General features: G+C 71.2%; 27 protein-coding genes and 1 tRNA gene. 13 read left to right on the top strand and 15 right to left on the bottom strand.

The features are described from left to right. Positions 1 to 118 precede the first annotated feature (118 nt). The gene (locus tag ACIA8R_RS22515; protein ID WP_397040145.1) at positions 119 to 1,312 is read left to right on the top strand and encodes an amino acid deaminase/aldolase; all 1,194 of its coding nucleotides are present in this window, start codon (positions 119 to 121) and stop codon (positions 1,310 to 1,312) included. Between the two features lie 37 nt (positions 1,313 to 1,349). Here ACIA8R_RS22515 and ACIA8R_RS22510 read toward each other — a convergent pair whose 3' ends face one another. After that, positions 1,350 to 1,682, bottom strand: coding sequence for a DUF3618 domain-containing protein (locus ACIA8R_RS22510; RefSeq protein ID WP_357695242.1), 333 nt, complete (start codon positions 1,680 to 1,682; stop codon positions 1,350 to 1,352). A 151-nt stretch (positions 1,683 to 1,833) separates the two neighbouring features. Between ACIA8R_RS22510 and bcp the strand changes: the two genes are divergently transcribed. From bcp to ACIA8R_RS22480, 6 genes are all read left to right on the top strand, one after another. Further along, on the top strand, positions 1,834 to 2,307 hold the full coding sequence (bcp, locus tag ACIA8R_RS22505) for a thioredoxin-dependent thiol peroxidase (RefSeq protein WP_397040142.1): 474 nt from the start codon (positions 1,834 to 1,836) through the stop codon (positions 2,305 to 2,307). 104 nt (positions 2,308 to 2,411) lie between these two features. Then, a tRNA-Leu gene (locus ACIA8R_RS22500) sits at positions 2,412 to 2,494 on the top strand. A 296-nt stretch (positions 2,495 to 2,790) separates the two neighbouring features. Further along, positions 2,791 to 3,915 (top strand): sensor histidine kinase, encoded by a 1,125-nt coding sequence (locus tag ACIA8R_RS22495; RefSeq protein ID WP_357695240.1) that lies wholly within the window; start codon positions 2,791 to 2,793, stop codon positions 3,913 to 3,915. Continuing rightward, positions 3,915 to 4,565 carry a response regulator transcription factor gene (locus tag ACIA8R_RS22490; protein ID WP_357695238.1) on the top strand — a complete coding sequence of 217 codons (651 nt, stop codon included), beginning with the start codon at positions 3,915 to 3,917 and terminating at the stop codon, positions 4,563 to 4,565. The genes ACIA8R_RS22495 and ACIA8R_RS22490 overlap by 1 nt, the downstream gene beginning before the upstream one ends. An 89-nt stretch (positions 4,566 to 4,654) precedes the next feature. Continuing rightward, complete coding sequence (locus ACIA8R_RS22485; RefSeq protein WP_397040139.1) at positions 4,655 to 5,425, top strand: ABC transporter ATP-binding protein; 771 nt, start codon at positions 4,655 to 4,657, stop codon at positions 5,423 to 5,425. 1 nt (position 5,426) lies between these two features. Then, positions 5,427 to 7,916: an ABC transporter permease gene (locus ACIA8R_RS22480; protein WP_397040137.1), complete on the top strand. Its 2,490-nt coding sequence runs from the start codon at positions 5,427 to 5,429 to the stop codon at positions 7,914 to 7,916. 265 nt (positions 7,917 to 8,181) lie between these two features. On the opposite strand, the gene ACIA8R_RS22475 is transcribed toward ACIA8R_RS22480, so the two are convergent. The 5 genes from ACIA8R_RS22475 to rph all read right to left on the bottom strand — a co-directional run bounded on the left by ACIA8R_RS22475 (position 8,182) and on the right by rph (position 13,249). Next, the gene (locus ACIA8R_RS22475) at positions 8,182 to 8,451 is read right to left on the bottom strand and encodes a hypothetical protein (RefSeq protein WP_357695232.1); all 270 of its coding nucleotides are present in this window, start codon (positions 8,449 to 8,451) and stop codon (positions 8,182 to 8,184) included. Beyond that, positions 8,448 to 10,016, bottom strand: a complete 1,569-nt coding sequence (locus ACIA8R_RS22470) for a toxin glutamine deamidase domain-containing protein (protein WP_397040135.1) — start codon at positions 10,014 to 10,016, stop codon at positions 8,448 to 8,450. Before ACIA8R_RS22470 ends, ACIA8R_RS22475 begins: the two co-directional genes overlap by 4 nt. Positions 10,017 to 10,135: 119 nt before the next feature. After that, positions 10,136 to 11,896 carry a molybdopterin-dependent oxidoreductase gene (locus ACIA8R_RS22465; RefSeq protein WP_397040133.1) on the bottom strand — a complete coding sequence of 587 codons (1,761 nt, stop codon included), beginning with the start codon at positions 11,894 to 11,896 and terminating at the stop codon, positions 10,136 to 10,138. A 46-nt stretch (positions 11,897 to 11,942) separates the two neighbouring features. Next, positions 11,943 to 12,533 (bottom strand): RdgB/HAM1 family non-canonical purine NTP pyrophosphatase, encoded by a 591-nt coding sequence (gene rdgB, locus ACIA8R_RS22460; protein WP_357695228.1) that lies wholly within the window; start codon positions 12,531 to 12,533, stop codon positions 11,943 to 11,945. Continuing rightward, positions 12,530 to 13,249: a ribonuclease PH gene (gene rph / locus ACIA8R_RS22455; RefSeq protein ID WP_357695226.1), complete on the bottom strand. Its 720-nt coding sequence runs from the start codon at positions 13,247 to 13,249 to the stop codon at positions 12,530 to 12,532. The genes rdgB and rph overlap by 4 nt, the downstream gene beginning before the upstream one ends. Positions 13,250 to 13,302: 53 nt before the next feature. Here rph and ACIA8R_RS22450 point away from each other — a divergent pair, with 53 nt between their 5' ends. Continuing rightward, the gene (locus ACIA8R_RS22450) at positions 13,303 to 14,556 is read left to right on the top strand and encodes an MFS transporter (protein WP_397040130.1); all 1,254 of its coding nucleotides are present in this window, start codon (positions 13,303 to 13,305) and stop codon (positions 14,554 to 14,556) included. Here ACIA8R_RS22450 and ACIA8R_RS22445 read toward each other — a convergent pair. The 3 genes from ACIA8R_RS22445 to ACIA8R_RS22435 all read right to left on the bottom strand — a co-directional run bounded on the left by ACIA8R_RS22445 (position 14,541) and on the right by ACIA8R_RS22435 (position 16,991). Continuing rightward, positions 14,541 to 15,293, bottom strand: a complete 753-nt coding sequence (locus ACIA8R_RS22445) for an MBL fold metallo-hydrolase (protein ID WP_357695222.1) — start codon at positions 15,291 to 15,293, stop codon at positions 14,541 to 14,543. The genes ACIA8R_RS22450 and ACIA8R_RS22445 overlap by 16 nt on opposite strands. Further along, positions 15,290 to 16,114 (bottom strand): glutamate racemase, encoded by an 825-nt coding sequence (gene murI, locus ACIA8R_RS22440; protein ID WP_357695220.1) that lies wholly within the window; start codon positions 16,112 to 16,114, stop codon positions 15,290 to 15,292. The genes ACIA8R_RS22445 and murI overlap by 4 nt, the downstream gene beginning before the upstream one ends. 85 nt (positions 16,115 to 16,199) lie before the next feature. Next, the gene (locus ACIA8R_RS22435; protein ID WP_364088903.1) at positions 16,200 to 16,991 is read right to left on the bottom strand and encodes a thioesterase family protein; all 792 of its coding nucleotides are present in this window, start codon (positions 16,989 to 16,991) and stop codon (positions 16,200 to 16,202) included. Between the two features lie 137 nt (positions 16,992 to 17,128). On the opposite strand from ACIA8R_RS22435, the gene ACIA8R_RS22430 reads away from it, so the two are divergent. Continuing rightward, positions 17,129 to 17,455, top strand: a complete 327-nt coding sequence (locus ACIA8R_RS22430) for a hypothetical protein (protein WP_357695216.1) — start codon at positions 17,129 to 17,131, stop codon at positions 17,453 to 17,455. A gap of 85 nt (positions 17,456 to 17,540) precedes the next feature. Beyond that, positions 17,541 to 19,379 carry a DUF3352 domain-containing protein gene (locus ACIA8R_RS22425; protein ID WP_397040312.1) on the top strand — a complete coding sequence of 613 codons (1,839 nt, stop codon included), beginning with the start codon at positions 17,541 to 17,543 and terminating at the stop codon, positions 19,377 to 19,379. Between the two features lie 47 nt (positions 19,380 to 19,426). On the opposite strand, the gene ACIA8R_RS22420 is transcribed toward ACIA8R_RS22425, so the two are convergent. From ACIA8R_RS22420 to clpS, 5 genes are all read right to left on the bottom strand, one after another. Continuing rightward, complete coding sequence (locus ACIA8R_RS22420) at positions 19,427 to 20,374, bottom strand: cysteine synthase (protein ID WP_364088906.1); 948 nt, start codon at positions 20,372 to 20,374, stop codon at positions 19,427 to 19,429. 1 nt (position 20,375) lies between these two features. Beyond that, positions 20,376 to 20,648: a MoaD/ThiS family protein gene (locus tag ACIA8R_RS22415; RefSeq protein WP_357695212.1), complete on the bottom strand. Its 273-nt coding sequence runs from the start codon at positions 20,646 to 20,648 to the stop codon at positions 20,376 to 20,378. Positions 20,649 to 20,788: 140 nt separating this feature from the next. Further along, entirely contained in the window at positions 20,789 to 21,190 is a 402-nt protein-coding gene (locus tag ACIA8R_RS22410; protein ID WP_357695210.1) for a M67 family metallopeptidase, read from the bottom strand. 9 nt (positions 21,191 to 21,199) lie between these two features. Continuing rightward, entirely contained in the window at positions 21,200 to 21,724 is a 525-nt protein-coding gene (locus ACIA8R_RS22405; RefSeq protein ID WP_364088910.1) for a DUF2017 domain-containing protein, read from the bottom strand. Between the two features lie 10 nt (positions 21,725 to 21,734). Continuing rightward, a complete protein-coding gene (gene clpS / locus ACIA8R_RS22400; RefSeq protein WP_352350112.1) occupies positions 21,735 to 22,028 on the bottom strand; it encodes an ATP-dependent Clp protease adapter ClpS in 294 nt (97 codons plus the stop codon). 46 nt (positions 22,029 to 22,074) lie between these two features. On the opposite strand from clpS, the gene ACIA8R_RS22395 reads away from it, so the two are divergent. The 3 genes from ACIA8R_RS22395 (at position 22,075) to ACIA8R_RS22385 (ending at position 24,635) form a co-directional block, all read left to right on the top strand. After that, on the top strand, positions 22,075 to 23,358 hold the full coding sequence (locus tag ACIA8R_RS22395; protein WP_357695206.1) for a nicotinate phosphoribosyltransferase: 1,284 nt from the start codon (positions 22,075 to 22,077) through the stop codon (positions 23,356 to 23,358). Positions 23,359 to 23,372: 14 nt separating this feature from the next. Then, positions 23,373 to 23,942: a nicotinamidase gene (locus tag ACIA8R_RS22390; RefSeq protein ID WP_397040126.1), complete on the top strand. Its 570-nt coding sequence runs from the start codon at positions 23,373 to 23,375 to the stop codon at positions 23,940 to 23,942. A 171-nt stretch (positions 23,943 to 24,113) separates the two neighbouring features. Then, positions 24,114 to 24,635: a hypothetical protein gene (locus ACIA8R_RS22385; protein WP_364088918.1), complete on the top strand. Its 522-nt coding sequence runs from the start codon at positions 24,114 to 24,116 to the stop codon at positions 24,633 to 24,635. Here ACIA8R_RS22385 and ACIA8R_RS22380 read toward each other — a convergent pair. Beyond that, positions 24,632 to 25,009, bottom strand: a complete 378-nt coding sequence (locus ACIA8R_RS22380; RefSeq protein WP_364088921.1) for an STAS domain-containing protein — start codon at positions 25,007 to 25,009, stop codon at positions 24,632 to 24,634. The genes ACIA8R_RS22385 and ACIA8R_RS22380 overlap by 4 nt on opposite strands. Between the last annotated feature and the right edge of the window lie 51 nt (positions 25,010 to 25,060).

Here is a 25,060-nt window from a genome sequence, read left to right as displayed (position 1 = left end):
GCACCAAGGAATGTGAACCTCCCCGGCCGTCCGGGCCCCCGCCCATGCCGCACCGGGCCGCCAATGAATATGAACCCCCCTCATATTCATTCGCCCGATATGCCGTTACCCTGCTGCCATGGATGACCGCCAGCGCTACGACCGCGCCACCGCGGCGCTCGAACCGCCCTTCGCGATCCTCGACCTGGCGGCCATGCGGGCCAACGCGGCCGACCTGGTACGCCGCGCCGCGGGCAAGCCGATCCGGGTGGCCAGCAAGTCCGTGCGCAGCCGCGCCGTCCTCGAACGCATCCTGGCCATGGACGGCTTCCGCGGCATCATGGCCTTCACCCTCCCCGAGGCCCTCTGGCTGGCCGGCCAGGGCTTCACCGACATCCTGGTCGCCTACCCGACGGCCGACCGGCACGCGCTCGCCGCCCTGGCCGCCGACCCGCGGGCCGCCGCCGAGATCGCGATCACCGTCGACTCCCGCGAGCAGCTCGACTTCGTCGAGAAGGCCGTGTCCGGCGTGCACCCCAGGGCCGAGCTGCGGCTCTCCCTCGACGTGGACGCCGGCTACGTCGCGCTCGGCGGCAAGTTCCGGGCCGGCGCGCTCCGCTCCCCCGTACGCGAGCCCCACCAGGCCGCCGACCTGGCCACGGCCATCGCCAAGCGTCCCGGGCTCCGGCTGGTGGGCGTCATGGCCTACGAGGCGCAGATCGCCGGGGTCGGCGACGACCCGCCGGGCAACGCCGCCTTCGCCCGCGTCGTACGGCTCATGCAGGCCCACTCGGCCCGCGAGCTGATCGTCCGCCGCGGCCGCATCGTGCACGCCGTACGCCAGATCGCCGACCTGGAGTTCGTCAACGGCGGCGGCACCGGCTCGATCGAGACGACGGTCAGGGAGAAGGCGGTCACCGAGGTCGCCGCCGGCTCGGGCTTCTTCCACCCGCGGCTGTTCGACTTCTACCGGCGTTTCAGCGGCCGTCCGGCGGCCCTGTTCGCGCTGCCGGTCGTCCGCCGCCCGGGGCCGGACACGGTGACGGTGCTGGGCGGGGGCTACCTCGCCTCAGGCCCTCCCGGGCCGAGCCGCCTGCCTCAGCCGTACCTGCCCGCCGGCCTGCGGTACGCGCAGGACGAGGGCGCGGGCGAGGTGCAGACCCCGCTGCTGGGCCAGGCGGCCCAGGAGCTGCGGGTCGGGGACCGGGTGTGGTTCAGGCACGCCAAGGCGGGCGAGATGTGCGAGCGCTTCGACACCCTCCACCTCGTGGACGGCGACACCGTGACCGAGTCGGTGCCCACGTACCGGGGCGAGGGCAGGACGTTCCTCTGACCCCGTCCCCGGCCCGTCCCCGGCCCCGCCCCGGACGTCAGCGCCGGCGGCGCCTGCGCCGGAACAGGACGATCGCCGCGCCGACGACCAGCACCGCGCCGACGCCGATGAGCACCGGCGCCAGGTTGGGCTGCTCGTCGTCCCACACCCCTTCGGGCTTGTCGCCGTAGTCGACCGGGCGGGCGGTCACCCCGAGGGCGTCCCCCACGGACGCCACGAAGTGGCCCGCCCTGGTCTTGACATCGGCGACCGTACGCTCGGCGACCCGCTTGGGGCTCACCCGGTCGGCGATGGCGTCGACCGTCTGCGCCAACTCCGCGCGCGTGCGCGCGATCCGCCGCTCCAACTCGTCTGGATCGGTGTCAGCCATGGCTCTCCTTCCGACCGTACGCGTGGTCGCGCCCGCTACGCGGTCCGTCGCGAGCTCCGTCCGTTCTGGTCGTGATCAGTCTGTCAGGTCGGCGTGCCGTACGGCACAGCGGCCAGGCCGGTAGGTTTGCCGGGAGAACTCAGGAGGGCCCATGACAGAGACCAAGCTCGCGCCCGGCGACGCCGCGCCCGAGTTCACGCTACCCACCGCCGACGGCGGCACCGTCTCCCTCGACAGCCTTCGCGGCAAGAGGGTGATCCTCTATTTCTACCCCGCCGCGATGACGCCCGGCTGCACCAAGCAGGCCTGCGACTTCCGCGACAACCTGAGCCAGCTGACCGGCGAGGGTTTCGTCGTCCTCGGCGTGTCGAAGGACAAGCCCGAGAAGCTGGCCAAGTTCGTCGTCCGCGACGCCCTGACCTTCCCCTTGCTGTCGGACCCCGAGCTGGCCGTCCACCAGGCGTACGGCGCGTACGGCCCGAAGAAGCTCTACGGCAAGGAGATGATCGGCGTGATCCGCTCGACGTTCGTGATCGACGCCGACGGGAAGATCGAGCAGGCGCTCTACAACGTGAAGGCCACCGGGCACGTGGCCTCGCTCAAGAAGAAGCTCGGCCTGGCCTGAGACCGTCCCGCGGGCCCCGCGCGCAAGGGGCCCGCGGTCGTCGCGGAAGGCTGCCCGGCCACGGCCGGAGCGCTAAGCTGTTCCCAGCCCGCCTCGGCGGGATCGCGGGCGTGGCGAAATGGCATACGCGGCAGGTTTAGGTCCTGTTGGTGGAGACACTGTGGGGGTTCGAGTCCCCCCGCCCGCACACGCACCAGCGGCGATGGCTCGGAAGGTCGCGCCGTCCGGGAGGTCGGGTCGCGCGGTGCTTCCTCTTCACCGCGCGACCCGCGTCTCGATCATGATCCGCCATCACGATCTCCCTTTACCGCCCGCGAGGGGCGCTCCCATGAACCACCATGCCGTGTCCCCCGTAAGACCCATGTAAGACCTGGGTCGTACGACGACTTCCCCCTTGAGGCGGACAAACCCCGGGCGGGGCTTACATATCGTGATGATGTGTTCGGCAGGGTACGGGCGTGGTCGACGCGCCATGGCGGGCTGGTGAGCGTCCTTCGGGTCGCCCCCCTCGCCGTCTTCAGCTTGCTCCTGGCGATTCCCTACGCCTCGCTCACCCCGGTGGAGGGCAGCAGGTACCTGGGCGTGCCGGGCTACGTGGCGCTCTCGGTGCTGCTGCTGGCGCCGCTGCTGTGGCGGCGCAGGCCGCTGGAGGCGTACGCGGCGATCACGCTGATCTCCTTCGGGCAGTGGCTGGCCCACATCGACCCGTTGCCCGCCAACCTCGCGGTCATGGTCGCGCTCTGGACGGTCGCCTCCGAGCGCCCCTTCCGGTGGGCCCTGGCGGCCGGGCTGGTGGCCGAGCTGGGGATCTTCCTGGCGCTGGTGAACTGGTCCGCGACCACCTTCGGCATGTTCTTCAGCGGCTCGATCTTCGTCATCACCATCTGGCTCGCCGGCCTGTACGCCAACACCCGCCGTCGCTACCTCGAAGGGCTGGAGGAACGCGCGGAACGCGCCGAGCGCGAACGCGACCAGCAGGCCAGGATGGCCGCGGCGGCCGAGCGGACCAGGATCGCCAGGGAGCTGCACGACGTGGTGGCCCACAACGTCAGCGTGATGGTGGTGCAGGCCGACGGCGCCGGCTTCGCCCTCGACAGAGACCCCGAGCAGGCCCGGCTGGCCGTACGGAACATCTCCAAGACCGGGCGGGCGGCCCTGGCCGAGATGCGCAGGATGGTGGGCGTGCTGCGCGAGAGCGAGGACGACGACACCGACTACACCCCGCAACCCGGCCTGGGACAGCTCGAAGACCTGGTGCGCGGCGCCGGCGTCCCGGCCAGCCTGCGCATCGGCGGCGTGCCCGGCGAGCTTCCCGAGGGGCAGCAGCTGGCCGTCTACCGCATCGTCCAGGAGGCGCTGACGAACGCGCTCAAGCACGGCGGCCCGCACGTCCATGCGCGGGTCGAGATCGACTACGGCGGCCCCGAGCTGGTCGTCCGGGTGACCGACGACGGCCGGGGCGCCGCCGCGCCGCGCAGCCCCGACGGCCACGGCCTGATCGGCATGCGCGAACGCGTCGGCATGTACGGCGGCGCGGTCTCGGCGGGCCCCCTGACCGGCGGCGGCTTCGAGGTGCTGGCCCGGCTCCCGACGGCGAGGGCGGCGTGATGATCAGGGTCATGCTGGTCGACGACCAGGAACTGCTGCGGGCCGGGTTCAGGATGGTGCTCGGCGCCCAGCCGGACATCGACGTGGTGGCCGAGGCCGGCGACGGCGTGGCGGCCCTGGAGCTGCTGGAACGCGTCGAGGTGGACGTCGTGCTGATGGACGTCCGCATGCCGCGCATGGACGGCGTCGAGGCCACCAGGCACATCGACGGGCCGAAGGTGCTCATCCTGACCACGTTCGACCTCGACGAGTACGCCCTGGCCGCGATCAAGGCGGGCGCGGCCGGGTTCCTGCTGAAGGACGTGCCGCCCGCCGACCTGGTCAACGCCATCAGGCAGGTGCACGCGGGCGACGCGGTGGTCTCGCCGCGCACGCTGCGCAGGATGCTGGACCGGTTCGCCGCCCAGTTGCCGGTGGAGGAGCTGCCCGCGGCGACCGAGCTGACCCCGCGCGAGCGGGAGGTGCTGCTCATGGTGGCCCGCGGCCTGTCCAACATGGAGATCGCGAACCGCCTTGAGGTCGCCGAGGCCACCGTGAAGACGCATCTGGGCCGGGTGCTGGCCAAACTGGGGCTGCGCGACCGGGCCCAGGTGGTCGTGTACGCGTACGAGGCGGGGCTCGTCGTCCCCTCGCATCGGCCGAAAGGCTGACGGGGGTCGTCTGAGGTCCTACACGAAGTCCCTCCTCAGGGCCCACAAATCCTGAACTTTCCACTCCTAGCGTTGGTCGCGACGAGAAATTGCGACAAGGAGTGAAAGTGACCCTCACCGATTCCCGGCGCGCGGCCCCGCCCGCGGTGGTGGCCAAGGCCCTGACCAAGGTGTACGGCCAGGGCGACGCCCAGGTCCACGCCCTTCGCGGCGTGGACGTGGCCTTCGCGACCGGCGCCTTCACGGCGATCATGGGCCCGTCCGGTTCCGGCAAGTCGACGCTCATGCACTGCCTGGCCGGCCTCGACACCGCCAGCTCGGGCACGGTGCACATCGGCGACGTGGAGCTGACCGGCCTGGCCGACCGGCAGCTCACGCTGCTGCGCCGGGAGCGGATCGGCTTCATCTTCCAGGCGTTCAACCTGCTGCCCACGCTGACCGCCGAGCAGAACATCAGGCTGCCCCTGGACATCTCCGCCCGGCAGGCGGACGAGGAGCTGCTCGCCCGGGTCATCGACACCGTCGGCCTGCGCGACCGCCTCGGGCACCGGCCGACGGAGCTGTCCGGCGGCCAGCAGCAGCGCGTGGCCGTCGCGCGGGCCCTGATCAGCAAGCCGCAGGTGATCTTCGCCGACGAGCCCACGGGCAACCTCGACTCGCGCAGCGGCTCGGAGATCCTCTCCTTCCTGCGCACCTCGGTCCGCGAGCTGGGCCAGACCATCGTCATGGTCACGCACGACCCGGTCGCGGCGGCGTACGCCGACCGGGTGGTGTTCCTGCGCGACGGCGAGCTGGTCACCGAGATCGGTTCGCCGTCGCCGCAGGCGGTCCTCGACACGCTCATGAAGCTGGAGGGCTGAGGTGCTGAAGACGGCGCTGGCTGGGCTGCGCGCGCACAAGCTCAGGCTGCTGCTCACCTCGCTGGCGATCACGCTGGGCGTGGGCTTCATCGCGGGCACGTTCGTGCTGAACGACACCATCCAGGCGGGCTTCTCCCAGCGCGTCACCGCCGACGCCGACAAGGTGGACGTGGCCGTCCTGCCCAAGGAGCGCGACGGCGTCCTGCCGGAGAAGGCCCTCGAACGGGTGCGCGCCCTCGCCGGCGTGACCGAGGCGCAGGGCCTGATCCGCGACCCCGCGCCGCTGCTCGGCAAGGACGGCAGGGCGGTCGGCAGCAGCCCGACCACGGCCCTGTCCATCGTCCCCGGCCCGCTGGACCGCACCTCGATCGTCGCGGGCACCGGCCCCGGCAGCGACGACCAGGCGGCCGTGCTGGACAAGAACACCGCCAAGTCGCAGGGCCTGCGGCTCGGCGACACGATCACCGTGCTCGACCGCAGGCAGGCCCCGCAGCAGTTCCGGCTGGTCGGCCTGCTCGACCCCGGCGTGGACCAGGAGCTCTCCTTCACCGGCGCGGTGGGCTTCACCGCGGCCACGGCCCAGCGCATGACCGGCGCGAAGGGCTACCGCGAGATCGACGTCGCCGGCTCGGGCCCCGGGCTGAAGCAGGCCGTCGCGGCGGCGCTCGGCAACGCGTACGAGGTCAAGTCCGGCGCGGAGCTGGCCGACGACCTGGCGGCCTCGGCCGGGCTGTCGATGCGCACGCTGACCGTCGGCCTGCTGCTGTTCGGGGCCGTGGCGATGATGGTGGCCGCACTGGTCATCTACAACACCTTCACCATCCTCGTCGCACAGCGCACCCGGGAGATGGCGCTGCTGCGCTGCATCGGCGCGACGCGCGGGCAGGTGTTCGGCTCGATCGTGCTGGAGTCGTCCGTGGTCGGGCTGCTCGCCTCCGCGCTCGGCCTGCTCGCCGGGTACGGGCTGGCCGTGCTCGCCCTGACGCTGCTGGCCGCGTTCGACGCCCCCATGCCCACGGACGCGGCGGTCGCGCTGACCCCGGCCACCATCGGGATCGGCCTCGCGGTCGGCCTCCTGGTCACCATGTTCGCGGCCCTGCTGCCCGCGCGGGCGGCCACCCGCGTACCGCCGGTCGCGGCGCTGCGCGCCCAGCCGGAGGAGCAGGACTTCCGCACCGGCCTGCTGCGCTGGGTGTTCGCCGGGCTGTTCCTGCTGGCCGGGGCCGGTACGACCGCGTTCGGCGTGGCGGCGCTGCCGGCGGGCGAGCCGGGCACGCTGTTCGTCGTGATGGCCGGCGGCGCGCTGGTCTTCCTGGCCGTGCTGATCCTCGGGCCGGTGCTGGTCAGGCCGCTGAGCGCGATGGTGGGCTGGGTCCCGGCCAAGCTGTTCGGCGTGCCCGGACGCCTGGCGCTGGACAACTCGGCGCGCAACCCGCGGCGTGCCGCGACCACCACGGTGGCGCTCACCATCGGCGTCACGCTGATGACGCTGATCTCGGTGCTCAGCGCCTCCACCCGGCTGACCGTCTGGAACAAGCTCGACGAGCAGTTCCCCGTCGACTACATGCTGGCCGGCCAGGTGCAGGACAGCGGGGTGCCCCGGTCGGTGGCCGAGAAGCTGCGCGGCCGGCCGGAGCTGGCCTCGGTGCTGCAGATCCGCGAGACCCCCGGCAAGGTGGGCGACCGGCGCTTCGACATCGGCACCTACCACGGGACCGTCACCCCCGAGGTGCTCTCCGGCTCGATGGCGGGCCTGTCGGCCGGGCAGGTCGCGCTGCTCGACCACGCGGCCTCCGCCCTGGGCGTCAAGGTCGGCGACACGGTCACGGTCAGAACCCAGCGGGCCGGGTCGGTGCCGCTGAAGGTCGTGGCCGTCCTCGCCGGGACGAACTCCACCCTGCCGCCGCTCACCGTCGCCGAGCGGCCGTTCGACACCTACTACGACCGGGTGCCGGACTCCCGCGTGATGATCAACATTCGCGACGGCGTGGCGGCCGACCAGGCCCGGCAGGTGGTCAGGGCCGCGATCGCGCCTTATCCCACCGTCCAGATGGCGAGCTCGACCGAGGTACGCGGTCAGTTCGACGAGACCCTGGACATGCTGCTCATGATCGTCACCGGGCTGCTCGGGCTGGCGATCCTGATCTCGCTGCTCGGCATCGCCAACACCCTGTCGTTGTCGGTGCACGAGCGCACCAGGGAGTCGGCGCTGCTGCGGGCGCTCGGGCTGACCCGGCCGCAGCTGCGGCGGATGCTCTCGGTCGAGGCCGCGATGCTCGGCCTGATAGGGGCGCTGGTCGGCGTGGTGCTCGGCGGCGTGTTCGGCTGGGCCGCGGTCCAGGCGATGTTGCCCGGGGCGGTCTTCTCCGCGCCGCTCGGGCAGATCGCGCTGTTCGTGGTGCTGTCGGGGCTGGCGGGCGTGCTGGCCGCCGTGGTGCCGGCGCGGCGCGCGGCCCGGGCGTCGATCGTGGGGTCGTTGGCCACGGGGTGATCCCGATAAAACCGAATAAAAGCGAAAAATCAGGATAGAGGGTACGCGCAGGGGCAGCGCGGGCCTCCCAGGGCGGGTGTCGTGGGAGGCCCGCGCGGCCACGCCCAAGCCAACGGGTCGGGCGCCTCATGGGGGCGGCGCCCGACCTCGCGCACCTCATGGGGGGGCGGCGCCCGACCTTCCGGTGCGTCGCCCGCCGTCGCCCGCCCCCTCTACCCTCGCCTTTCCGGGCGCTGCCCCGCCCCCGACCCCTGCCTTTCCGGGGTCAGCGTGGGGTGCGGCCGGGCCAGAGTTCGGCGACGGTTTCGGGGTCGAGCAGGGGCCGGACGACGACCTCTCCCGACGCCTTGTCGATCACGATGCAGGCCCCGCCGACCGTGTCCGGCAGGGTGGTGGGATCGTCGGGGTCGAGCTCCCGGACCCAAGCGACATACCCGTCATGGAAGCCGTACAGGCCCACCGACAGCGGCTCGTCCGGCGGGCGGGTCCCGTTGAAGTACTCCTCCGCCAGCGCCCTGGCCTGGTCCATGTTCATCGCGGCCGTCCCTGCCGATCGAGGATCATGCAGAACACCCCCGTCACCGTCGCGTACGGCGGCTCGACCGACATGTGCCCCCGCTGGGCGTCGATCCAGATCACCTCGCTGCCGGAGTTGACCGCGTTCCAGACGTGCGAGCCGCCGCCGGGCCAGCGCACCGCGATGACCGCGCCGGCACCGTGCCCCGCCTCCAGCAGCCGACGCGCGACCATGGGATAGGCGTGCCGGCCCTGGCCCGCGTACTGGAACTTCTGGCCGGTCCACCGCTCGATCCTGGCCGCTCCCCCTTGCTCGCCGGTGAGCAGCGGCCGGCCGATCCGGTCGTACTCGGGGAGCCGGGGGGCGGCGGTGGCGGGCTCGCCGTGCCAGGTGGACAACACGGCCAGGGCGCAGTCGGCGGCGTTGGAGGCCCGGAACGGGTCGTCCGCCGGGCCGCCGCCGTTGATCAGCCTGACCCAGGTGCCGCGCGGGTCGGGGAACCTGGCTCCGGACTCCAGCGCCTGCCTCAGATCCCGCTCGACCTGCGGGTCCGGCTGTGCCAGGCCGCCCGGCAGCCCGTACGGACGGGACTCGACCAGTCTCGGCGGCCTCCGCTCCCCCTCGAACCAGTCCGCGCCGGCCTTGTTCCTCGCCCGATCGATCCGGACCTCCAGCGGATGCCGCCCATCCCCCGTACGTCCCGTACCTCCGGAACCCGCCAGCCGATCACTGCTTCCGAGATCCAACCGCCGCATCCCGCTGACGGCCGCTCCGAACCCCCGCGGCGTCGCCGCCCCCGGCTCACCCCGATGCGGCCCGGCCCCCGTTGCCGCGTCCCCACCCGGCCCGGCTTCCCGGGCATCGGCTCCCGGCCGACGATCCCCACGCACCTCAACGCTGGTTCCCGCGTCCCCGATGGTCGGCACGTCGGCGGGGGCCTGTGGGGTGATCGCCTCAGCGCCGCTCAAGGCGGTCAGCCCGTCGAGGTCCGGCGTCAGGCCGTTCGCGGGGCCGGGGTGTGCCTTCGGGCGTGCGGCGAGGCGGTTCAGGGCGTCCAGGCTGAACGTCAGGCCGTACGGCGTCTCAGTGCGGGACGGGCCGGGCGGTGGCCCTGGACGGGTGGCGAGGCCCGTGAGCACGTCCAGCGCCGAGGCCACGCCGGGGGCGGAGCCCATGTCCGACGCCGTGGTCAGGTCGGAAACCACAGCCTCGTCCGAGGTGGAGGTCAGGTCACCAGGGGAGGCCGGCTCCCAAGCCGGGGTCACGCCGCGAGCAGAAGCCGCGTCCGAGGTGGAGGGCGTGCCCGTTGCTGGGGCGGGGGCCGGGTGGGAGGGAGGCGGCTCGGGGAGGCCGGGCGGTGGGGTGGGTCCCTCCGCGGGGCTGTGGCCGGCGCGGAAGGGGCAGGGCGCTAACGGGGCCGAGCCCTCACGGGAGGAGGGGAACTCGGTGGTGGCGGGCGTGTCGCCGGGGACGTCCTCGGCGGCACGTTCGTAGTCGAGCCACCGGACCCCCTCCCCCACCACCGGGTTGTACTGCCCCTCCGGAAGGACCCCTCGGACGCTCGACTTGCGTTCGCGGAACACGTCCTGCCTCCTGTCCTGCTTGGACGACCGATCGTAGAGCGGTCGTCGCGTCCCGGAGGGTGAAGTGGGGAAGATTATCCGTTCGGGCCGTCGGCTTTACCTGCGCAAACGTCCGCGAATCAGGCCACCTGGACCGTCACCGCCGGCCATCCGGTGGCGCCGTCGGGGGCGGGGGGCGTCTGGCGCTCGGTCTGGGTACGTCCCGCCGCGTCCGTCGTCCGCGCCTCGATCGTGTGCTGCCCGGGGGTGGCGTCCCAGTCGAGCGCCCACTGCCGCCAGGTGTCCGGCCCCGGCACGGCGGCCAGCCGCGCCTGCCGCCACTCGCCGCCGTCGACCCGCACCTCGACGGCCTCCACCCCGGTGTGCTGCGCCCACGCCACCCCGGCGATCGCCGTGCGACCGGCCTTCAGAGAGTCCCCGGTCTTCGGTACGTCGATGCGCGACTGCGTCTTGATCGGCGCCTTGGCGGCCCAACCGCGCGGCGTCCAGTACGCCTCGTCCCGGTCGAACCTGGTCACCTTGACGTCGACCACCCACTTGGTGGCCGACACGTAGCCGTACAGACCGGGCACGACCTGGCGTACCGGGAAACCGTGCTCGAAGGGGAGCGCCTCGCCGTTCATGGCGACGGCGAAGAGCGCCTCGCGGCCGTCCATCACGACGTCCACGGGGGTGCCGCAGGTGAAGCCGTCCTCCGACGTGGACAGCAGCATGTCGGCACCCGGCTGGAGCCCGGCCCGGCGCAGCACGTCCGCCATGCGTACGCCCAGCCAGCGGGCGTTGCCGACGTACGGGCCGCCCACCTCGTTCGAGACGCAGGTCAGGGTGATGTCGGCCTCGGTGAGCGGCATGTTCAGCAGTTCGGCGTAGGTGAGCTCGACCGGCTTGTCCACCATGCCGTGGATGCGAAGCGTCCAGGCACGCGGGTCCACCTGAGGGACGACGAGGGCCGTATCAACCCGATAGAAGTCCTGATTTTTCGTGGTGAAGGATGACAGGCCGGGGATGTGGAAGTCTGTACCGGCCGGGAGTGGTGGGGCGGGCCTCGCGGGCGTGGGCAGTGCCAGGTTGCCCCGCACTGTGTCCAGCTCCCGCCGCCCGCCGAGCTGCCGCCCCAGCACGGCGGCCGCCCCGGCCACCACGATCCCGCCCGCCACCCCGGTGATCAGCCGCCGCCGGTCGAAACCGCGCTCCACCACCGTGGCACCCCCGGCCCGCATCACGGCCGGCCGCTCCACAACCCGCTCGCCGCCCCCGACCTCCTCCCCCTCAGCCCCGGACACCCCAGCCTCGGACACCTCAGGCGGGGAAGTCTCGCCCCGGGAAGTGTCGGCCGGGGGAACCTCAGCCCGGGAGATCTCAGCCCCGGAGACCTCGGGCCGCGCAGCCGCACCGGGCTCAGGAGCCGGAACCGTCCCGGAAGCCGGAACGGCGAGCCCGCCACCGGCGCGCCGGAGCAGCCACCCCAGGGCCAGCCCCCCGCACACGACCCCCACCACCGTCGGCAGCACGTCAACCGCGCCCGCCCCCGGACGGGTGAGCACCGCGACGGCACCCACCACCCCGAACCCGGCCAGCCCGACATACCCATACAGGAGCCGCCGCCGTGCCAGCACCCCGATGACGGCCGCGATCCCGGCGAGCACCACCAGCACGCCCCCGACGAGGACGGTCTTGTCGTTCTCCCCGAACGTGTTGATCGCGAAATCCTTGACCGGCGCGGGCGTCAGATCGACGGCGGCGTCCCCCACCGCCACCACCGGAAAGGTCTCAGGCCCCGCGAACCCGGCGACGAGCTGCGCGATCCCGAGCGCCAGCGCGCCCGCCGTCAGCCCCGCCAGGGCGCCGGCCCAGGCGGGTACCGTCTCGTTCTTCTGCACGGTACGACGTTACGTCGCCCGCGGTCAGGAGGTTCTTACGCGGTGGTTACGAGCCGACGATGTCGCGCACGATCGGCGCCAGCGCGCGGAAGGCGCGGCCCCGGTGGCTGATGGCGTCCTTCTCGTCGGGAGACAGCTCGGCGGTGGTGCGGTCGTGGCCGAGCGGCACCAGGATCGGGTCGTAGCCGAAGCCGTTGGTGCCCCGGGGGGTGGTGATCAGGTGACCGGGCAGCGTGCCCTCCACCACCCGGTGCTCCCCGGACGGCAGCGCGAGCGCGGCGGCGCAGGCGAAGTGCGCGGACAACTTCTCGGCGGGCACGTCGGAGAGCTGGGCCAGCAGCAGGTCGAGGTTGGCCTGGTCGTCGCCGTGACGGCCGGACCAGCGGGCCGAGAAGACGCCGGGCATGCCGTTGAGCACGTCGACGCAGAGCCCGGAGTCGTCGGCCACGGCCGGCAGCCCGGAGCCGTTGGCGACGGCGTGCGCCTTGAGCAGCGCGTTCTCCTCGAAGGTGACGCCGGTCTCGGCGACCTCGCCGATCTCGGGGAACTCCTCCAGCCCGACGATCTCGAACCCGACGAGGATGCGCCGCAGCTCCGCGATCTTGCCCGGGTTGCGGGTGGCGAGCACGATCTTCATGCGCCCAGCGCCTCCTGCTGGATCAGGGTGAGCTCCTCGCACCCGGCGGCTGCCAGGTCGAGCAGCTGGTCGAGGGCCGCGCGGTCGAAGGGCACGCCCTCGGCGGTGCCCTGCACCTCGACGAAGGCGCCCTCACCGGTCATCACGACGTTCATGTCGGTCTCGGCGGCGACGTCTTCGGTGTAGCACAGGTCGAGCATGGGGACCGAGCCGACGACGCCGACGGACACGGCCGCGACCGAGCCGATCAGCGGGTCTCCCGGGCACATCTTGCGCGCCTTCATCCAGGAGACGGCGTCGGCGAGCGCGACGTACGCGCCGGTGATCGCGGCGGTCCTGGTGCCGCCGTCGGCCTGGAGCACGTCGCAGTCGAGCAGAATGGAGTTTTCGCCCAGGGCCTTGTAATCGACGCAGGCGCGAAGTGATCTTCCGATCAACCGGGAAATCTCGTGGGTGCGCCCGCCGATTTTGCCGCGGACCGATTCACGATCATTACGGGTATTGGTCGCCCGAGGGAGCATGGCGTATTCGGCCGTAACCCAGCCCTGCCCGCTGCCCCTGCGCCAGCGCGGCACGCTGTCCTGCACCGACGCCGCGCACAACACCCTCGTGCCGCCGAACTCGACCAGGACCGAACCCTCGGCGTGCGCCAGCCACTGCCGGGTGATGGTGATGGGGCGGAGCTGGTCGGGGTTGCGGCCATCCTGTCGGGACATGCAGATCACCCTATCTCCGTGGCACGACACTCTTGACCAAATGTGTCCGACACATGGATCCTTACGCAATGACAACGGGGGTGTTGCGAAACCCTGACTTCCTCCGGTTCCTGACTTCACATGTGGGGAACGAACTGGGAGCGAATATCTCGCGCGTGGCCCTCCCGCTCGTGGCGGTCGTCACGCTGCACGCGCAACCGGCCCAGGTGGCCCTGCTGTCCGCGCTCCAGACCACCGCGTTCCTCCTGCTCGGCCTGCCCGCGGGGGTGTGGGTCGACCGGATGCGCCGGCGCCGCGTGATGATGGTCTCCGACCTGGCCAGGTTCCTGCTGCTGGCGACGATTCCGCTGGCGGCGCAGCTGGGCGTGCTGTCGATCGGCATGATGTTCGCGGTCGCCTTCCTGGCCGGTGTGGCGCAGGTGTTCAACGACGTCGCCGACCAGACGTACCTGCCCAGCCTGGTGAGCACGCCGCAGCTCAGCGACGGCAACTCCAAGCTGGAGGTCGTGCGCTCGGGCAGCTTCCTGGCCGGGCCGGGCGTCGGCGGCCTGCTGGTGCAGCTCATCGGCGCACCGCGGACGCTGGTCGCCACCGCGCTGGGCTCGCTGGCGTCGGTGCTGTTCCTCGGCAGCATCAAGACCCCCGACAAGCCGCCGGCATCGGGCGAACGCGAGCCGCTCCTGCGCGGCATCGGCGCGGGCCTGCGCTACGTGTGGCGCGACGGCCTGCTGCGCATGTTCGCCGCGTCCTCGGTGGTGACGAACGTCACGGTCGGCGGCGTGCTCGGTCTGTCGGTGCTGTTCCTGGCCGACGAGGTGGGGCTGGCGCCCGGTCTCATCGGCATGCTGCTCATGTCCGGCGGGTTCGGCGGCGTGGCCGCGGGCCTGCTCGGCGCCCTGCTGTCGAGGCGGATCGGCACGGCCAGGATGACCTGGCTCTCCGTCACCGTGCCGGCGCCCTTCGCCCTGCTGCTGCCGATGACCCAGTCCGACTGGCGGGTGGCGTTCTTCGCCGTCACCTCGATCGCGCTGTCGTGGAGCGCGGCGCTGAGCACCGTCGGCCAGATCACCTACCGCCAGACGACGGTGCCCGAGCATCTGCTGGGCCGGGTCAACGCCTCGTTCCGGTCGTTGATGTGGGGGTCGGTCCCGCTGGGCGCGTTGCTCGGCGGGATCATCGCCCAGCATCTCGGCGTCCGGACGGCCTTGTGGGTGCTGATGTGCGGGCGGGTCGTGTCGTTCGTGCCGCTGCTGTTCTCGCCGCTGCCCCGATTACGTGACTTCGACCAGACTCAGGCCAGCTCGTAGACCGCGCCGCTGCGCGCCAGCTCGATGGGCCCGGCATAGCCGCCCTTCGACGCGTCCTCCAGCACCCTGGCGTTGTCGTTCCACGGCACGAGATGGGTGAGCACGAGTTTGCCGGCGTTCGCCTTGGCCGCGTGCTCGGCCGCCTGACGGCCGGTCAGGTGCAGGTCGGGAGGCAGGTCGGGGCCTTCGACGAACGACGCCTCGCACAGCATGAGATCGGCCCCCGTGGCCAGCCTGACCAGCTCCGCCGACTCCCCGGTGTCCCCCGAGTACGCCACGCACACGTCGTCGGTGGCCACCCTGAACCCGTACGCCTCGACCGGATGGTTCACCAGGCCGGCCGTGACGATGAACGGCCCCACCTCGAACGAGCCGGGCGACAACACCGTGAAGTCGAAGGCGGTCTCCAGGCCGGGCTCGTCCGGCATCCCGTACGCCGCCGCCAGCCGCGCCGGAGCCCCCTCGGGCGCGTAGACCGGCACGGGCGGGTACGGCGCGTCGGGCCCGTACGTGCGGGCCACGTGGTAGCCGCAGACGTCGAGGCAGTGGTCGGCATGCAGATGGGACAGGCAGATGGCGTCCACGTCGTAGAGGCCGATGTGGCGCTGGAGCGCGCCGAGCGACCCGTTGCCGAGGTCGAGCAGCATCCTGAACCCCTCGGCCTCGACGAGATAGCAGGACGCGGGGCTGTCGGGGCCGGGGTAGCTGCCCGAGCATCCGACGATGGTCACCTTCATGTGGGCCTCCCGCTAAAGGTAGTACCCCCCACTGGCGCGACTTCGACCACGTCGATCTCCGGGCCCAGGAAGCGCCTGCCCAGGCGGGCGAAGAGCCGGGAGTCGCCGGTGGCGCGGAAGCGGTGCCGGGGGGTGGACTCGCCTCCCGCCGCCAGTCCGCGGTCGTGCAGGATCCGGTAGACGTCCTTGGCCGTCTCGTCGGCGCTGGAGACCAGCGTGACGCCGTCTCCGACGACGTAGGAGATCGCGCCGGTGAGCAGCGGGTAATGGGTGCAGCCGAGGATGAGCGTGTCGCAGCCGGCCGCGCTGATGGGCTCCAGGTAGCCGCGCAGGACGTCGATGAGCTCCTTGCTCATCGTCTCGCCGCGCTCGACGTACTCCACCAGGCGTGGGGCGGCCACGCCGGTGAGCTGCACGTCGGGGGCCGCGGTGAAGGCGTCGTGGTAGGCCAGCGACGTGATGGTGGCCTGGGTGGCGATCACGCCGACCCGGCCGGTGCGGGTGGCGCGGACCGCGCGCCTGGTGGCGGGCTGGATCACCTCGACGACCGGCACGTCGTAGCGTTCGCGGGCGTCGCGCAGCACGGCGGCGCTGGCGCTGTTGCAGGCGATGACGAGCATCTTGACGTCCTGGCCGACGAGGTGGTCCATCACCTCAAGGGCGTAGGCGCGCAGCTCGGCGATGGGCTTCGGCCCGTACGGCTGGCGGGCCGTGTCCGCCACGTAGGTGATCGACTCGTGGGGCAGCTGGTCGATGATCGCGCGTGCGACCGTCAGGCCGCCCACCCCGCTGTCGAAGATCCCAATACTCGCGTCCGGCACGTTCTAGAGGGTAGGCGACCTGCGCGATCAACACTGCGTAAGAATGCTCACACCTGGTGAAGGCGGGACTGTTGTGTTGCTCACATCAGCCCCTTCCGACCCTGGCGAGCTGGCGCGACTGGGCGACCAGGCGGCCCGTGGAGTCCCACACCTCGACCTCCTCGTCGAACCAGCCGTCCGCGATGAGACGGCCGCCGCCGATCAGGGTGAGCCAGCCGGGGGCGGGCAGGGCGCGCAAATGCCAGGTCAGCTCGACGGTGGGCGCCCAGCCGCGGGCGCCGGCGGAGAACACCACGGGCGGCAGCGCGTCCACGGCCAGGGCCAGCACGTACGGGTCGGCGTCCTGCGGCTCGGCCATCCTGAAGTACGCCCGCGACTCCGGCCGGCCCGTGGGGTCGCCCTTCAGCCAGGCGATGGTGGGCGGGTCGAAGCGCATGTCCATCTGGGCGTTGAGCGTCATGTTGTTCTCGGGCTTGGGATCGGGGAGCTTGACGCACTCCTCGACCTGCGGCATGACGACCGAGGGCGCGTCGGTGTAGACGGGATCGGCGCCGGTCAGTGTGGCGGTGGTGATCAGGCTCTCGATCTGCGGCACGCCGTCCTGGACGAGCGTGGCCCTGGCGAACGCGGCCGTGCGGCCCGACTTCAGCGGCTCGACCCTGACCTGGGCGGGGCCGGCGACCGGTGACCTGAGGAACTGCGAGGTGGTGCTCACCGGGTGCTCGAACGGCGAGGCGTCCACGGCGGCGCGCAGGACCACGGCCATCAGGTAGCCGCCGTTGAGCGGGCCGCCGATGGAGTATCCGGGGTCGAGGCACACGTCATAGGTGGTCTCGTCGACCCTGATCGCCTGTGTGGCCTCGTCGAACTTGGTCATCCCGCCCTGCCTTCACCGTACGGAACTATATTCTAGTAGTCCCCCCACTTTACGCGGGGCTGCGGCGTTCGCACCACGCCGTTCCCATATCAGCGCGCCTACCTGGGAAAACACCCTCAGGATGGAACAGTTCGATCATGGCAACTGTCACCGAACTCATCGGTCACTCGGTGTGGGACTCGAACGGGGTGTGGGTCGGTCACGTCGTCGACCTCCGCGTCCACAAGCACAAGGGCGAGCTCCAGCAGAGCCAGACGGTCTACGGGCTGGTCGTCTCGGGGCGGCGCGCGCCCGTCCTGCTCGGGCTCACGCGTGACCGCCATGGCCGCTCCCCCTGGCTGTCCAGGACGCTGGCGCGGACGGTGTACGTCGGGAGCACGTTCGTCCCCTGGGCCTACGTGACGGACTGGACAGGCGGCGAGGTTCACCTCGATGTGTTGAAAAAGGAGCTGAATCGGGCCTAATCCCGACTTCAGCACATTGCAAGCGGCCATCTAGCAACATCAGCTACCTTCTCTGTGGTCAAAAGTCCACATTGTGAGTTGAGTGATGTCTGCGAATAATCCCCCTTACGGCGATGATCCCGACCGCACCACGGCATACCGAGGCGGCTGGGAGCAGCCGCAGGAGCCGCAGCAGCAGTCGTACCAGCCGCAGCAGCCGTACCAGCAGCCCTATGGTCAGCAGGCCCCCCAGCCGGGGCAGCCGGCATACAGCCCCCAGTCCGCCTACGGCCAGCAGCCCGCCTACGGCGCCCCGTACGGCGGCCAGGCGCAGCAGAACCAGCAGAACTGGCAGCAGCAACAGCAGCAGCAGACCTGGCCGCCACAGGACCAGTACGCGCAGCAGCAGCAGCAGGGCTGGCAGCAACAGGACCAGTACGCCCAGCAAGGTTGGCAACAGCAGGACCAGCAGGGTTGGCAGCAGCAGGGCCCCGACGGCTTCGGCCCGCCGCAACCGGCGAAGAAGGGCGGCCGCAAGGGCTGGCTGATCGCCGGCGCGGCGGCGCTCGCGGTGGTGCTGCTCGGCGGCGGCGCGGTGTGGGCCGTGGGCGCGATCGGCGGTGGCGGCACGCAGCCGGACGAGGTCCTGCCCGCCAACGCGATCGCCTACGCCCGCCTCGACCTCGACCCGGCCGCCAACCAGAAGCTGGCGCTGTTCCAGCTCGCCAGGAAGTTCACGGTCACCAAGGGCTCCTTCACCGGCGAGGACCCGCGCCAGGCCCTGTTCAACCTGGTCAACGAGAGCGGCGACAAGAAGATCGACTTCGGCAAGGACGTGGACCCGTGGCTGGGCAGCAGGGTCGGCTTCGCCGCCGTTCCCTCGGGCAAGTCCGAGCCCGACTTCGCGGTCGCCGTCCAGGTCAAGGACCAGACGCAGGCCAAGGCGGGCATCGCCAAGCTCATGGACGGCGACAAGTACGGCATCGCCTTCCGCGACGACTACGCGCTGCTGTCCTCGACGCAGGCGCTGGCCGACAAGTTCGCGCAGGGTGAGGCCACCCTCGCCGACAACAACGAGTTCAGCGACGACATGGGCGACGTCGGCGAGCAGGGCGTGCTGTCGTTCTGGGCGGACATGGGCGGGCTGGCCAAGCTCACCGCCATCCCCGCCGAGCAGGCCGCGAGCATCGAGCCCATCAAGGACGCCCGCTTCGCCGGCGCGCTGCGCTTCGACAGCGCGTACGTCGAGCTGGCCGGCCTGGTCAGGGGCGCCAAGGGCGTGACCGCGGACGACCTCCAGCCCGCGTCCCTGGGCACACTGCCCGCGGGCACGGCCGGCGCCGTGTCGGTCTCCGGCATGGACCAGATGATCACCAAGCAGTGGGCCCAGATCCAGAAGTCGGCCGCGGCCAGCGGCGGCGCCGAGGTGCAGCAGCTCCTCGAACAGGCCAAGACCAAGTTCGGCCTCGACCTGCCGGGCGACCTCGCCACGGTGCTCGGCAAGAACTTCACGGTCGCGGTGGACAGCCAGGGCCTGGACGGCGACCAGATCAAGGCCGGCGTCCGCGTCGTCACCGACCCGGCGAAGGCCCAGGCCGTCATCGCCAAGATCGAGAAGGCGCTGGCGGCGAGCGGGCAGCCCGCTCCGCAGATCGCCAAGGTCCCCGGTGACGGCGTCTTCACGGCGGCGACGAGCGAGGAGTACGCCAAGAAGCTGGCCGAGGAGGGCACGCTGGGCGACTCCGAGACGTTCCAGACCGCGATCCCCAACGCCGGCGAGGCCACCTTCGCGCTGTTCGTGGACCTCGACAAGGTCGAGCACCTGTACCTGCAGAGCATGGACGGCGACGACAAGGCCAACGTGCAGGTCCTGCGGGCGGTCGGCCTGAGCGGCAAGCAGAGCGCCACCGAGGCGGACTTCTCGCTGCGGCTCCTGTTCAACTGACCATGGAAGAAGGGGGCGGCCGGACCGGCCGCCCCCTTCTCATGTCGTCAGGCCCAGAGCTGCCCTTCCAGGCGTTCTTCGGCCTCCTCCAGGGTGCCCTCGTAGGCGCCCGTGGACAGGTACTTCCAGCCGCCGTCGGCCACCACGAAGGCGACGTCGGCGCGCTCGCCCGCCTTGACCGCCTTCCTGGCCACGCCCAGCGCGGCGTGCAGCGCGGCGCCGGTCGAGACCCCGGCGAAGATGCCCTCGGCGGCCAGCAGCTCGCGGGTGCGCCGCAGCGCGTCGGCCGAGCCGACCGAGAAGCGGGTGGTCAGCACGGACTCGTCGTAGAGCTCCGGGATGAAGCCCTCGTCGACGTTGCGCAGGCCGTAGACCAGCTCGCCGTAGCGCGGCTCGGCGGCGACGATCTGCACGCCGGGCACGTGCTCGCGCAGGAACCGGCCGACGCCCATCAGCGTGCCCGTGGTGCCGAGCCCGGCCACGAAATGGGTGATCGTGGGCAGGTCGGCCAGGATCTCCGGGCCGGTGGTCTCGTAGTGGGAGCGCCAGTTGGCCGGGTTTCCGTACTGGTAGAGCATCACCCAGGACGGGTTCTCCGCGGCCAGGCCCTTGGCCACGCGCACGGCCTCGTTGGAACCGCCCGCGGCGGGCGAGGAGATGATCTCTGCGCCCCACATGCGCAGGAGCTGCCGGCGCTCCTCGGAGGTGTTCTCCGGCATCACGCAGATCAGCTTGTAGCCCTTGAGCCTGGCCGACATCGCCAGCGAGATGCCGGTGTTGCCGCTGGTGGGCTCAAGGATCGTGCAGCCGGGCGTGAGCAGGCCGTCCTTCTCGGCCTGCTCGATCATCCACAGCGCCGGCCGGTCCTTGATCGACCCGGTCGGGTTGCGGTCTTCGAGCTTGGCCCAGACGCGCACCTCGGGCGAGGGCGACAGCCGGGGCAGCCCGACGAGCGGCGTGCGCCCGACCGAGTCGATCAGCGAGTCGAACCGCATGTCACCCGCCGGCGACGGCGGGCAGCACGGTGACCGTGTCGCCGTCGGACACCGGGGTGCCGAGGCCGCCGAGGAAGCGCACGTCCTCGTCGTTGAGGTAGACGTTGACGAAGCGGCGCAGGCTGCCCTCGTCGACCAGGCGGGCCTTGATGCCGGGGTGCCGGGACTCAAGGTTGCTGATCAGCTCGTCGAGGGTGGCGCCCTCGGCGTCGACGGCCTTGGCGCCGTCGGTGTAGTTACGCAGGATGGTGGGAATGCGAACCTCGATGGCCATCGCGGTCATTCTCCTCTTATCTGGTCGTCGTCCCATCGGCGCCAACACCGAGGGCTGGGTACGGATTCCAGATCAGCGACAGTCGTAGACGACGACGGCCGGAGTGTGCGCGAAGAGGTAGCTCTGCACCGGCCGGACCATCATGGGAGGAATCTTACCTCTTCCTCCTCGATCACTCCGTCGAGGATCCGGTAGGAGCGGAACTCGACCTCGTTCTCGTCCCGGGTCGAGACCAGGACGTAGTGGGCCTGCGGCTCAGAGGCGTAGGACACGTCGGTGCGCGACGGGTACGCCTCGGTGGCGGTGTGGGAGTGGTAGATCACGACGGGCTCCTCGTCGCGGTCGTCCATCTCCCGCCAGACGCGGAACTGCTCCATGGAGTCGAACCGGTAGAACGTGGGCGAACGCTCGGCGTTCTCCATCGGGACGAACCGCTCGGGAACGCCGTTCCTACCCGCGATCACACCGCACGCCTCGTCGGGATGGTCGGCCCGCGCGTGCGCGACGATCTTGTCCACCAGTTCCTGCGAGATCGTGAGCATGCCCGGAAGCTACCAGAGGGCGCGTACCAGGCTGTCTTGGAGGTAGGTCAGCCAGTCGTAGGTGACGTAGGCCGGGTAGCGGGGGTCGTCCTCGGACATCGTGGCGATCTCGTCGTGGACCTCCTCGGTCACGTCGAGCTTGGTGCCGAGCGTCAGGCGGACGTCGTTGAGCGAGCGCAGCCACGCCTGGGCCTGCTCGGGCGTCAGGTCGGCGCGACCCGAGCGCGCGGTCTCCAGGACGGTCCGGGCGTCGGCGCGCTTGCCGTCGCGCAGCGTGGCCTCGGTGTAGCGGCGGAACTCCGTGGCCTCCTTCTCGTCCTCGTACGCCGAGGGGAACAGCCGGGCCAGCACCGGATCGGTCGGCGCCTGGGCCGCCCCGATGCCGAGCGCCCGCTCCAGCGGATCGTCGCTGGTCTCGCCCGGCGACACCAGGCCGAGCAACATCGAGACGAGCGAGCGCAGCAGCGAGACCTCCGCCGCCTCGAACTGCGCGATGACCGAGCCGTCCCGCCCGGCCGAGAACCCCGAACTCACCGCCGCCGCCTCACTTGACCGAATCCGGCTGGACCGTCGCCCACAGGCCGTAGGAGTGAAGAATCTGCACATCGCGTTCCATCTCTTCGCGCGTGCCACTGGACACGACCGCCTTGCCCTTTTGGTGGACGTCCAGCATCAGTTTCTCCGCCTTCTCCTTGGTATAGCCGAAGACGGTTTGGAAGACATAGGTCACGTAGGACATGAGGTTGACCGGGTCGTTCCAGACGATGGTCACCCATGGCAGATCGGGCCGGACGTCCGATGACGGACGCTCGACGGTGATTGGAGCGGTGCTACCCACATCCCCGAGTCTGCCCTATCTGGGCCGTAGTCTTCGAGTCGTGAGAATGACCATGAGCACTGCGTTGCTCACAGATCACTATGAGCTGACGATGCTCCAGGCGGCGCTGCGCAGCGGTGCCGCGCACCGGCGCGCGGTCTTCGAGGTGTTCGCCCGGCACCTGCCGGGCGGGCGCCGGTACGGGGTCGTGGCCGGCGTCGGACGCATCCTGGACGAGCTCGAACGCTTCCGTTTCGGTGACGAAGAACTCACTTTTCTCCGCGAGCAGGAGGTGGTCGACGAATCGACTCTGGCGTTTCTCGCCGATTACCGGTTTTCCGGGAACGTCTACGGCTACCGCGAAGGCGACCTCTACTTCCCCGCCTCCCCGATCATGATCGTCGAGGGCACCTTCGCCGAGGCCGTGCTGCTGGAGACGCTGGCACTGTCGATCCTCAACCACGACTGCGCCATCGCCTCGGCCGCCTCCCGCATGACCAACGCCGCCGGCAAGCGCCCGCTGATCGAGATGGGCTCGCGCCGCACGCACGAGTACGCCGCCGTCGCCGCCGCCCGCGCCGCCTACATCGCCGGATTCGCCTCCACCTCCAACCTCATGGCCGGCCACCGGTACGGAGTCCCGACCGCGGGCACGGCCGCGCACGCCTTCACCCTGCTGCACGACTCCGAGCGCGACGCGTTCGAGGCCCAGATCGCCTCGCTCGGCGCGGAGACGACGCTGCTGGTGGACACCTACGACGTGCAGCAGGCGGTGCGCACGGCGGTCGAGCTGGCCGGGAACAAGCTGGGCGCGGTCCGCATCGACTCCGGCGACCTGGCCGCCGCCGCGCAGGAGGTGCGCGAGCTGCTCGACTCGCTCGGCGCCTTCGACACCCGCATCGTGGTCACCTCCGACCTCGACGAGTACGCCATCGCCGCGCTCGCCGCCGCCCCCGTGGACGGCTACGGCGTGGGCACCTCCCTGGTGACCGGGTCCGGCGTCCCCACGGCGGCCCTGGTGTACAAGCTGGTGGCGCGGGAGACCGGGGCGGGCCGGCTGGAGGCCGTGGCCAAGCGCTCGGTCGGCAAGCCGTCGCGCGGCGGGCGCAAGGAGGCGTACCGGCTGCTCGACGCGGGCGGGCACATTGAGACCGAGCTGATCACCACCGGCGGCGTCGTCCCCGACGGAGGCATCCCCCTGCTGCACGAGCTGGTGCGCGACGGCGAGATCGTCGGCCGGGAACCCCTCTCGGCCGCCCGCGACCGCCACGCCGAGGCCGTCGCGCTGCTCCCCCAGGAGGCGCTGCACCTCGGCAGGGGGTATGCGGCGATCCCCACGGAGTTCGTCTGACGTATCGTGCTCTTATGGGCACCGCGTTGATCATCGTCGATGTGCAGAACGACTTCTGCGAGGGTGGGAGCCTGGCCGTGGCCGGCGGCTCCGAGGTGGCCGCCGAGATCACCCGCCATCTCAGCGAGCACGGCTACGACCACGTCGTGGCCACCCGTGACCACCACGTCGAGCCCGGCACCCACTTCTCGGACACCCCCGACTACGTCACGACCTGGCCCGCCCACTGCGTGGCCGGCACCCCCGGCGCCGACTTCCACCCCTCCTTCGACGTCTCGGAGGTGGAAGAGGTCTTCAGCAAGGGCTCCTACGCGGCCGCCTACAGCGGTTTCGAGGGCACCTCGGGCGACGGCGCGCCGCTGGCCGACTGGCTGCGCGAGCACGGGGTGACCGAGGTCGACGTGGTGGGCATCGCCACCGACCACTGCGTCCGCGCCACCGCGCTCGACGCGGTGGCCAACGGGCTGACCGTACGCGTGCTGCTCGACCTCACCGCGGGCGTCTCCCCGGCCACCACGCAGTCGGCCATGGCCCAGATGGAGGCCGCGGGCGTGACGCTGACGGGCGCCCCCAAGGAAGGCTGACCGGCCCCTTGACTTCACCGGCCACCGCCCGGACTTCGCCATGCCCACACTGATCACGGACGGTACACAGTGCGCAACCCTGCGGTCATGTGATATCCAAGGATGACCTAACCCCTCCGCAGTCGAAGTAGTACGTAGAGTCATATCTCTTCATCCTGTGCGAGGTTCCTCATGCTTGCCATCTCCCTGGGCGCGGCCTGGCTGCTCCTCGCCCCTCTCGCCCTCTGGGTGCTCGTCAAGGGCCGTCCGGGAGCGCGGGTGGGGGCGGTCGTGACACTGGCGCTGCTGGAGGTCGCGACGGTCGCGATGAGCGACGTGCCCGCCGGCCGTGGCCCCACGGTCGTGGCCCATGACATGCCGCCCGCGCCGGCGCTGCCCGCGTGCGACGAGCGCACCCCGATCCCCCAGTGGGCCACGGTCGGCGGGCACGTCGGCCGGCGGCTCGTGCTGTCGTGGACGGCCGCGCCGCACGAGTGCGCGACGGCCAAGGTGATCGCCCGTCCCGAGGGCCGCCGGTTGCTGGTGTGGGTGCACGAGGGTCCACTGAGCGGCGACCATGAGGGCGTACGCGTCCTTCCCGTCCGCGTCAAGGACGGCCGGGCCGCGCTGACGGTCCCGCTCCCGGCCGACGAGCGGTACATCCCGGTGGACGGCCGCTCCGGCAGGCGCATCCCGGCCCCCGCGCGCCTCTAGAGAGTCGCGACGGCCAGCCCCAGGGCGTCGTCGAACCTGGCGAACACCTCGAACGCGTGCCGCAACCCGGTGATGGACAACACCCGAGCCATCACCCCGTGCACCCCCGCGAGCAGCAGCCGGGTGCCCCTCGACTCGCACCGCTGCATGACCTCGACGAGCTCGTTCATGCCCATCGAGTCGCAGAAGGCGACCTCGCCGAGGTCCAGGATCAGGAACGGCTTGGCGGGCAGCTCCCAGATGCGCAGCAGGTGCTCGCGCAGGATCGGGATCGCGTAGACGTCGAGCTCCCCTTCGAGCCGGACGATGACGGCGTTCCGGGAGAGGCCGGAGGTGACGGTCAGCGTCGACTTGCCGGGGGCCTCAGACGACATGGGCAAGATCCTTCTGGTATCCCGAGACAGCCAAGAGGGTTCTTGCCGTTC

The organism is Nonomuraea sp. NPDC051191, assembly GCF_044455665.1.
Classification (GTDB): domain Bacteria; phylum Actinomycetota; class Actinomycetes; order Streptosporangiales; family Streptosporangiaceae; genus Nonomuraea.
Note: the sequence above shows the minus strand (reverse complement) of the source record. Positions and strands in the feature narration are given on the sequence as shown.

What these genes read in the sequence shown, in the direction of transcription:
- ACIA8R_RS22515 (WP_397040145.1), top strand. Translation starts at nt 119, where the DNA reads ATGGATGACCGCCAGCGCTACGACCGCGCCACCGCGGCGCTCGAACCG.
- ACIA8R_RS22510 (WP_357695242.1), bottom strand. Translation starts at nt 1,682, where the DNA reads ATGGCTGACACCGATCCAGACGAGTTGGAGCGGCGGATCGCGCGCACG.
- bcp (WP_397040142.1), top strand. Translation starts at nt 1,834, where the DNA reads ATGACAGAGACCAAGCTCGCGCCCGGCGACGCCGCGCCCGAGTTCACG.
- ACIA8R_RS22490 (WP_357695238.1), top strand. Translation starts at nt 3,915, where the DNA reads ATGATCAGGGTCATGCTGGTCGACGACCAGGAACTGCTGCGGGCCGGG.
- ACIA8R_RS22475 (WP_357695232.1), bottom strand. Translation starts at nt 8,451, where the DNA reads ATGAACATGGACCAGGCCAGGGCGCTGGCGGAGGAGTACTTCAACGGG.
- rdgB (WP_357695228.1), bottom strand. Translation starts at nt 12,533, where the DNA reads ATGAAGATCGTGCTCGCCACCCGCAACCCGGGCAAGATCGCGGAGCTG.
- rph (WP_357695226.1), bottom strand. Translation starts at nt 13,249, where the DNA reads ATGTCCCGACAGGATGGCCGCAACCCCGACCAGCTCCGCCCCATCACC.
- ACIA8R_RS22450 (WP_397040130.1), top strand. Translation starts at nt 13,303, where the DNA reads ATGGATCCTTACGCAATGACAACGGGGGTGTTGCGAAACCCTGACTTC.
- ACIA8R_RS22445 (WP_357695222.1), bottom strand. Translation starts at nt 15,293, where the DNA reads ATGAAGGTGACCATCGTCGGATGCTCGGGCAGCTACCCCGGCCCCGAC.
- ACIA8R_RS22435 (WP_364088903.1), bottom strand. Translation starts at nt 16,991, where the DNA reads ATGACCAAGTTCGACGAGGCCACACAGGCGATCAGGGTCGACGAGACC.
- ACIA8R_RS22430 (WP_357695216.1), top strand. Translation starts at nt 17,129, where the DNA reads ATGGCAACTGTCACCGAACTCATCGGTCACTCGGTGTGGGACTCGAAC.
- ACIA8R_RS22425 (WP_397040312.1), top strand. Translation starts at nt 17,541, where the DNA reads ATGTCTGCGAATAATCCCCCTTACGGCGATGATCCCGACCGCACCACG.
- ACIA8R_RS22420 (WP_364088906.1), bottom strand. Translation starts at nt 20,374, where the DNA reads ATGCGGTTCGACTCGCTGATCGACTCGGTCGGGCGCACGCCGCTCGTC.
- ACIA8R_RS22415 (WP_357695212.1), bottom strand. Translation starts at nt 20,648, where the DNA reads ATGGCCATCGAGGTTCGCATTCCCACCATCCTGCGTAACTACACCGAC.
- ACIA8R_RS22410 (WP_357695210.1), bottom strand. Translation starts at nt 21,190, where the DNA reads ATGCTCACGATCTCGCAGGAACTGGTGGACAAGATCGTCGCGCACGCG.
- ACIA8R_RS22395 (WP_357695206.1), top strand. Translation starts at nt 22,075, where the DNA reads ATGACCATGAGCACTGCGTTGCTCACAGATCACTATGAGCTGACGATG.
- ACIA8R_RS22390 (WP_397040126.1), top strand. Translation starts at nt 23,373, where the DNA reads ATGGGCACCGCGTTGATCATCGTCGATGTGCAGAACGACTTCTGCGAG.
- ACIA8R_RS22385 (WP_364088918.1), top strand. Translation starts at nt 24,114, where the DNA reads ATGCTTGCCATCTCCCTGGGCGCGGCCTGGCTGCTCCTCGCCCCTCTC.
- ACIA8R_RS22380 (WP_364088921.1), bottom strand. Translation starts at nt 25,009, where the DNA reads ATGTCGTCTGAGGCCCCCGGCAAGTCGACGCTGACCGTCACCTCCGGC.